This is a genomic window from Nostoc sp. UCD121 (assembly GCF_014222285.1).
Taxonomy (GTDB): domain Bacteria; phylum Cyanobacteriota; class Cyanobacteriia; order Cyanobacteriales; family Nostocaceae; genus Nostoc.
On the sequence record NZ_JACKZS010000283.1, the window covers coordinates 1 to 8031 of the forward strand.

Below are 8031 nucleotides of genomic sequence, written 5' to 3' on the forward strand. Positions count from 1 at the left end.
GGAGCAGCCAATACAATTAGCCTCAACTAAATTGGAGGGGCTAGCCACAAGCAAAGACCAAGCCTTGGCACAAGTGAGGGTAATTGCCAAAAGCTTACCCCAATTGATTGCTCAAAAAAACTATGCTCTGGCTCGTCAGCAGTGGCTGGCAGCAAAGACAATTTTGTGGCAGCAGTTCCCAGTTGATCGGAGGTTGGCTCAACCAGAAATTCGGGCAGTTTGGTTAGATAGAGGGACGATTGTTCGTGCTGGTAGCAAGGCGGGACTAGTCCAAATTTTTGATCGCTTGGCCCAAACTGGGATTAATACTGTCTTTTTTGAAACTGTTAATGCAGGCTATACCATTTATCCCAGCCAAGTTGCAAAAGAGCAAAACCCCTTAATTCGTGGGTGGGATCCACTGAAAGATGCGGTCAAATTAGCGCATGAGCGCGACATGGAATTACACGCTTGGGTTTGGACTTTTGCTGCTGGCAATCAACGGCACAATGAGATTATCAACGTTAGTCCAAATTATCCAGGGCCAGTGCTGGCGGCTCATCCCGATTGGGCAAACTACGATAATCTTGGCAACATGATTCCCGTTGGACAGACTAAGCCATTCTTTGACCCAGCCAACCCCGAAGCTCGGCAATACTTACTCAAGCTGTATGAGGAAATCGTTACTCGCTATGACGTGGATGGTTTACAGCTAGACTACATTCGCTACCCGTTTCAAGACCCATCAGCAGGTCGAATTTATGGCTATGGCAAAGCTGCAAGAGCGCAGTTTCAGAAACTTACTGGCATAGATCCGATAAATATTTCTCCCAGTCAACCAGAACTATGGCAAAAGTGGACAACATTTCGCACTGAGCAAGTTGATAGCTTTGTTGCCAAAGTATCAGAGCAGTTGCGACAAAAACGACCGAATTTGATTTTGTCGGCTGCTGTATTTCCTTTGCCAGAACAAGAGCGGATTCAGAAAATTCAACAAAACTGGGAAACTTGGGCAAGGCGGGGAGATGTGGATTTAATCGTTCCCATGACTTATGCTTTGGATACTTCCCGTTTTCAACGACTAGCCCAACCCTGGATCGCCTCTAAACAATTGGGAGCTACATTGTTAGTGCCAGGAATTCGCTTACTTTCTTTACCAACAATCGGGACGTTCGATCAACTCCAGTTGGTAAGAGACTTGCCAGTTAGTGGTTACGCACTCTTTGCCGCAGAGAATTTTAATAACGATCTACAAAAACTTTTCATTAGTACCCAAGGCAGAATTCAATCCAAGACAAGTGAACCTATTCCCCACCGCCAACCTTTTCAAACTGCCGCCATCCGTTACACCGCGCTGCAACGGGAATGGAAATTTGTTTTCCAAAATGACCCACCAGAAAGACCTGCCCAGACAATATCAGATTTTAACAACCAGGCAGAAGTTTTACGCAGTGCTTTAAATCAGCTTGCTGCTTCCCCTTCTCCTAGTAATTTACTAGTGGCAAAAGCCTCTCTAACTCGATTCCAGTCTCAATTTCGAGTATTGATGAGCCAAGAAATTAAGTCGAATTCCTATCAAGTCAAAGTTTGGGAAAATCGGCTTGTAACTATAGAAAGACTATTGCGTTATGGCGAACGGCGGGTGCAGTTGCATCCTTAGTGAAGAGGCAGGGCAATACTTTTTGGATAAACCCAACAATCTTTTTTTTGTCTGGGGAAAGCTTAAAGGGTAAGCGGTAAAGGTAAATTTAAACCCTTTCCCCTTTCCCCCTTAACCGAAAAGTATTCAGAGGCACGGGAGTAGGGGGAGATCAAAGGGACAAGGGAGAATCATTGAACAAGTTTCTTCTTTGTATCTTCCCAATTCACAACTACCGGGATATAAGCCAATTTGTAAGTCTTAACACAATTTTTGCTATGTTTATATCCCAAATATTACTCTTTCTTTAGGGCCAAAATATTGGAGAATACTTAATATAAGCAGCTTTAGATAACTATTTTTTGATGTATAAAACTAGAGGTGATACCAGTATCAATACTGCTCAGTTAAGCATTTTTAACTCGGAACTGGGTTTGGGGAAAAGGTTAAAGGGTAAAGGTTAAATATTTTTCCTTTCCCCTTTCCTCTTCCCGTTTTCCCCAAAACCCGACAAGTATTGACACCAGTATTAATTCATTTGAGGTAGGATATCAAATTCTCGTTAAGAGACAATTACCCAAGTACAAATGGTCACTAGCACGCGCTATAGTACTGACAGACATGACAAATCTAATCACCTCATTGGAGTTTCTGTGAATAGTACCTCCCGTGTAGCAGAAGTAGCATTGCATAAGGGTGAAAGACGATTTCGCACTATCTTTAATACCACTTTCCATTTTATCGGATTGCTAATAACAGAAGGCATCGTGCTAAAAGCGAACCAAACAGCACTCAACTTTAGCAGGCTACAACCGCAAGATGTAGTTAGGCGTTCATATTGGGAAATATGGTGGACGCTACTTGAAAATTTCCAACATCTGCAATATTTATTCTTCTCCAGCCCAGCAGTAATTTACATCTGCAAGAGTTCGGAAGATTTGGGTAGTAAATTTATGAACAAAAAGATTTTCGCTATCACGGATTATCAAGTGTGGAAAACAGTTAAATATTCTGGCTTTTGGACTAGATATTTTTATTCGATTAGAAATTTTAATTGTAAAAAAGTTTATAGATATCTACAAACATAAAATATTTGTCACAAGTACACTGGGATTTGGTACAAAGTTTACTGTCATTATCTCATTAAATAATAAAAAATAAATTCAGGTAACTTATGCCCAAAATTTTAATAATAGAAGACGAGGAAGCAGTCCGTGAAAACATTTTAGATTTGCTAGAAGCTGAGGATTTTGAAACTATTGCTGCCGCTAATGGTAGGATCGGCGTGCATTTGGCTATCTGTGAAGTTCCTGACTTAATTCTCTGTGATATGATGATGCCAGAAATTGATGGTTATGGCGTTCTAAGCGCGTTACGCCAAGATCCATCAACGGCAACAATTCCCTTCATTTTTCTCACTGCCAAATCTGCCAAATCTGACTTTCGTCAAGGTATGGATATGGGGGCAGATGACTATATAACTAAGCCATTTAGTCGGGCTGAGTTATTAAGTGCCATCATAAATCGGTTGGAAAAACACGCTACTTTAAAAAGATATTTATCTACTCAGACTACAATTAACAACTTGTCTCCCAAAATGCAGTTGTTAGAAATTAGCTTGCACCGAGCTATCAAACAAAATAAATTTCAAGAATTTGAAATTTATTATCAACCAATAGTCGATATTGCTTCTGGAAAAATAATATCTGCTGAAAGTTTATTGCGCTGGCAAAGTCCAGAATTAGGGATAGTTTACCCTACAGAATTTATTCCGTTAGCAGAGTCTACGGCTTTAATTGTTCCAATCGGTAAATGGGTATTAAAAAGTGTATGTAAACAAATAAGAACCTGGCGTGATGCCGGAATTAATTCCTTGATTGTTGCTGTCAATCTCTCAGCGATTGAATTTAACCAACCAGATTTTATTAATAAAATAGTCAATTTTATAACTCTCAATAATTTGCGACCAGATGACTTAGAGCTGGAACTGACTGAAAGTATGATTATGCAAGACGTAAATAGTGCGATCGCTACTATGTCCAAATTGCAATCCTTGGGTATCAAAATTGCGATCGATGATTTTGGTACAGGCTATTCTTCTCTAATCTATCTGAAAAACTTACCAATTAATACATTAAAAATTGACCGTTATTTTATCCATAATGTTGCTAACGATCCGCAAAAATCTGCCATTACTAAAGCATTAATTCAAATGGCTCACAATCTCAATTTAAATGTAATCGCTGAGGGTGTAGAAACGGAAGCAGAACTGGACTTTTTGCGCCAACACAACTGTAATTCTATGCAAGGGTTTCTATTTAGTCGTCCACTGCCAGCAGCAGAATTTGAAAAATTTTTTTTGACTAACTAATGATTATATGAATAAAAATTGGAAATTATTTTCCTAGTCCTTAATCCTCTGATAGTTTTACTAAGCAAGAAAAATCGGACTTTAGACTGGTGACAATTATTAAGTCTCAAGTCTAAAGTAAGAAAATTGTGTCATAAGTGTCTACCGCCATGAAAGTCTTTGCGCGTTTCTTGCTGCCAGTTTTGTTACTAACCTTGACAGCAGCGTGTAACCAGACTCGCGCTTCCTCAGATAATCCCATACTACAAGAATCTGTACCTTCTGCCCAACTGACACAGAATCCTACACAGCCAAAAAATATTGTTCGTACTGAAGCACTTTCACCTACACCCATTCGGATAAATCTGAAGAATTTACCAGCACCCTTTGCAACAGAAAGTGCTTCCAAGCGGCCTGAAGTTGTGCCTATTCCGCAAAATCCGGTGCTGCGCGTACCAAGAGGCTTTACAGTTAACGTCTTTGCTGAAGGTTTAGATGCCCCACGCTGGCTAGCTTTAACTCCCAGTGGTGATGTTCTGGTGACTGAAACCGGGCAAAACCGCATTCGTTTGTTACGTGACAGCAACGGTGACGGTGTAGCCGAAGTTCGAGAAACCTTTGCTAGTGGGGACAACGGACTTAATAGACCATTTGGTATGGCTTTTGCAGATAATTCCTTTTTCCTGGGGAATACAGATGCTGTGGTGCGTTTTCCCTATACCCAAAATCAAAACAAAATTACGGGTAAAGGGAAAAAAATCGCTGACTTGCCTTCTGAAGGTTATAACAATCATTGGACGCGCAATGTCGTTGTCTCGCCCGATCGCAATAAATTATATGTCTCAGTTGGATCGGGAACTAATGTAGATGAGGAACCCCTACCACGGGCTTCGATACAGGTGATGAATTTAGATGGTTCCCAGCAGCAAACTTTCGCTTCCGGTTTGCGTAACCCTGTTGGTTTGGATTTTCATCCTGTAACTAAGGAACTTTACGCCACTATTAACGAACGCGATGGAATTGGTGATGATTTGGTTCCAGATTATCTAACACGGGTTAAACAGGGGGCATTTTATGGCTGGCCTTATGCTTATCTGACACCAAACAACCTCGATCCGCGTCAAAAAACGGATGGAAAAAGTAAACGCCCCGATTTAGCATCTCGTACCCAAACGCCAGATGTGCTATTCCAAGCACATTCAGCAGCATTGGGTTTACAGTTTTATGATGGCAAGAGATTTCCAGAGAAATACCGCAACGGTGCTTTTGCGGCTTTTCGAGGTTCTTGGAACCGCGATCGCGGTACTGGTTATAAAATTGTATTTGTTCCCTTCGATGCTAAAGGGCGATCGCTTGGCTATTACGAAGACTTTCTCACAGGGTTTTTACTAAATCCTTCTGTACCAACCACTTGGGGACGACCTGTAGGTTTACTGGTGCTGCCAGATGGCAGTTTACTGCTAACAGAAGAAGCTAATAATCGGATTTATCGGATTCAGTATACGGGGGGATGAAGAATTCCTTAGATTAAAGTTACAGCAGTTGTGACTGTATATCCCTATCCAGGTTTATCGCATTTACTGGTAAATTACAGAAAAATCCTAATACTTATCTGGTTGAGAAATTGATTATGACTCCCAATGAAAATAATACTCAGTCAAATATCAACGAATTGCCTCCACATTCAGGCACACGATACTGGGGTGAGGTGGAAGTGATCGAGGAGGGAGATACTTATAGAATTAGCCGTGTTGAAATCAAGCCCAGGCATGGAATTAAACCACAAATTCATTATCACCGCAATGAACATTGGGTTGTAGTCTCCGGTGTAGCCAAGGTAACTTGTGGCGATGCGGAAATATTACTGAATCGAAATGAGTCAACTTATGTCCCCGCAGCAACACTACATAAGGTGGAAAATCCTGGACATATCCCCCTAGTTATTCTGGAAATTCAAAATGGGGAATATTTGGGCGAGGATGATACTGAGCGTCCTTATGATTTAAATTTGGTCAAAGCTGTAGCTGAAGGTTAGTGAAAGACGCGATTAATCGCGTCTGTTATTAATGCCCCATACCCAAATCAAAACCACCCTTCTTGTTCCAGGGTTTCAATTAGCTGTAAGCCACGTGGATCGCCCACTCCTAACAGTGAAGCTTTAGCGTCTTCCCTGACTCCCAAATCTTGGTCTTCGGCAAAGGCTTGAATTAGAGCATCGATCGCAGTGGCATAAACTACATTAGAAGGTAGTTCGCGGCACAATTGACCAATTGCCCAAGCACAGTTACTCCGCACTGCTGCCACGGGATCTTTGACTAAGGCTTCAATTAACGGTGGTATTGCCCCGATAACTGCTTCATAACCCACTTCTGCCATCTGTGCCAAGGCGCTAGCAGCCCACAAACGCACTGCGGAAATGTCAGTTCTTAAAGCATCTGCTAGGGGCGGTAAAGAACGGCGATCGCGACAGTTTCCTAAAGCCCAAACAACGCCTTTACGCACATAACCATTCCAATCACTGTTTAGTTGAGCAATTAATGGAGCCACTGCTTCTGAACTGGGATTGCGTCCGAGAGCATAAGATGCACTTACCCGGACTAAGGGACAAATATCAGTTAACAGGCGAATCAGATGGGGAGTAGCACGCGCATCTTCTATATCACAAAAAGCACGCGCCGCTAACATTCTTTGCTGGGGCTGGGGATTTTCCAGGAGGGCTAGCATCAATTCAGGATCAGGCTTCGCCACAACTGAATCGTCAGTTAATGGCTCTATTTTATCTAGGGGGCTTTCTAGTTCCTCCTCAATATCGAGTAGGCTTAGATCGTCTTCGTCATACATAATTTCATTTCAATCCCGAAAAGGGATTAACACATAATCCCCCGTGCCAATAAGTTAAAACTTTATAAGTTGCGTAATTATACACTTTCCTTTCCCCTCGTTGAATTTTATCCAAACGAGAACTGCTACATACTCAAACACTAAAGTATATTATGGCTATCCTCTAGTTTATTTTTCTGCACTCAGGAATTTTACCATCCACAGGGATTGGGTTTGATAACCTAACTGATTGTAAAGATTTAATGCGGGTTTGTTTGATTGAAAGACTTGTAATCCGATCTGGCGATCGCCTCTTTGAATTGCCCAATTTTCCACATATCGCATCAAAGCTGTACCAATACCTTGCCGCCGATGTTCTGGTACAACGTAGAGGATAAAGATATGAGCATGACGATTACCCTGCACTTGATCTATGGCATTACCCACCCAAAGGCAAGCAATGGGGAATTGGGAACTTGTACTGAGCGAAGTCGTTGGCGCAGCCTCTCGCAGAGAAATATTGGGAATTGGGAATTGAGTATAGTTATTCTCCTTGTCCCCTTGCCCCCTTGTCCCCTTGTCCCCCTGCTCCCTCTCTTCTTCTACCCACCACAAGGGCGTATCGCTAGAAAAGTATTGCTTAACTGTTTGCTCTAGGTGAGAAAAATCCTCATTGGGAAAGAGATCCTGGTAAGTTCGCTGCATGAATTTAAGCAGCAGCGATCGCTCCAATAAGGAACCACGGCGAATAATATACCCCGGTAATAGTTGCTCAGACACTTCTAGCGTTTATTGAGTTAACTAGCTGAGTTATACCAATTACGAATTACGAATTACGAATTACGAATTAGTATGTGCTACTGGTGGCAAATTATCAGGAGTGGATTGAGAACTTACCCCTACCTCTTCAATTGGTGCGGGTGCTGCCATATCTGATGGTAAGAAGATGCGGGCGCTGACTGCGACTAGGGCAAATAAAAATACCAGTATTGCAAGCAGTGGAGCGATGTATTGACGAAAAATAGCCATATTTTAATTGTAAAGAGAGCTAAGAACTTTTATGAGAACTTAGCTGAAGATTTGTGAAGTATTCTTTATTTTAGCAATTTTCTGTATTTGGGAATTGGGAATTGGGAATTGGGCATGGGGCATTGGGAATTGGGCAAGAAACTTGTTAAATAATTCCCCCTTATTTTCCTCATCTCCCCCTGCTCCCTGCCCCTGCCCCCACAGTACTATTAGC

Annotated in this window: 8 protein-coding genes; 5 read left to right on the forward strand and 3 right to left on the reverse strand. The window is 41.9% G+C overall.

The annotated features are described in order from the left end of the window. The 5 genes from GNF10_RS33260 to GNF10_RS33280 form a co-directional block, all read left to right on the forward strand. On the forward strand, positions 1-1639 hold a 1639-nt coding region (locus GNF10_RS33260; protein ID WP_185607378.1), incomplete at its 5' end, for a glycoside hydrolase family 10 protein. A gap of 566 nt (positions 1640-2205) precedes the next feature. Continuing rightward, positions 2206-2706 carry a PAS domain-containing protein gene (locus tag GNF10_RS33265; RefSeq protein ID WP_185593004.1) on the forward strand — a complete coding sequence of 167 codons (501 nt, stop codon included), beginning with the start codon at positions 2206-2208 and terminating at the stop codon, positions 2704-2706. Between the two features lie 86 nt (positions 2707-2792). Further along, positions 2793-3989 carry an EAL domain-containing response regulator gene (locus tag GNF10_RS33270; RefSeq protein WP_185593002.1) on the forward strand — a complete coding sequence of 399 codons (1197 nt, stop codon included), beginning with the start codon at positions 2793-2795 and terminating at the stop codon, positions 3987-3989. Positions 3990-4138: 149 nt separating this feature from the next. Continuing rightward, the gene (locus GNF10_RS33275; RefSeq protein ID WP_185585220.1) at positions 4139-5482 is read left to right on the forward strand and encodes a sorbosone dehydrogenase family protein; all 1344 of its coding nucleotides are present in this window, start codon (positions 4139-4141) and stop codon (positions 5480-5482) included. A 116-nt stretch (positions 5483-5598) separates the two neighbouring features. After that, positions 5599-6003 (forward strand): phosphomannose isomerase type II C-terminal cupin domain, encoded by a 405-nt coding sequence (locus tag GNF10_RS33280; RefSeq protein WP_094345013.1) that lies wholly within the window; start codon positions 5599-5601, stop codon positions 6001-6003. Positions 6004-6050: 47 nt separating this feature from the next. Here GNF10_RS33280 and GNF10_RS33285 read toward each other — a convergent pair whose 3' ends face one another. From GNF10_RS33285 to GNF10_RS33295, 3 genes are all read right to left on the reverse strand, one after another. Further along, positions 6051-6809, reverse strand: coding sequence for a HEAT repeat domain-containing protein (locus GNF10_RS33285; RefSeq protein ID WP_185585219.1), 759 nt, complete (start codon positions 6807-6809; stop codon positions 6051-6053). Between the two features lie 168 nt (positions 6810-6977). After that, positions 6978-7568 (reverse strand): GNAT family N-acetyltransferase, encoded by a 591-nt coding sequence (locus GNF10_RS33290; RefSeq protein ID WP_311774254.1) that lies wholly within the window; start codon positions 7566-7568, stop codon positions 6978-6980. 60 nt (positions 7569-7628) lie between these two features. Beyond that, positions 7629-7817 carry a hypothetical protein gene (locus GNF10_RS33295; RefSeq protein WP_185581474.1) on the reverse strand — a complete coding sequence of 63 codons (189 nt, stop codon included), beginning with the start codon at positions 7815-7817 and terminating at the stop codon, positions 7629-7631. Positions 7818-8031: the final 214 nt, after the last annotated feature.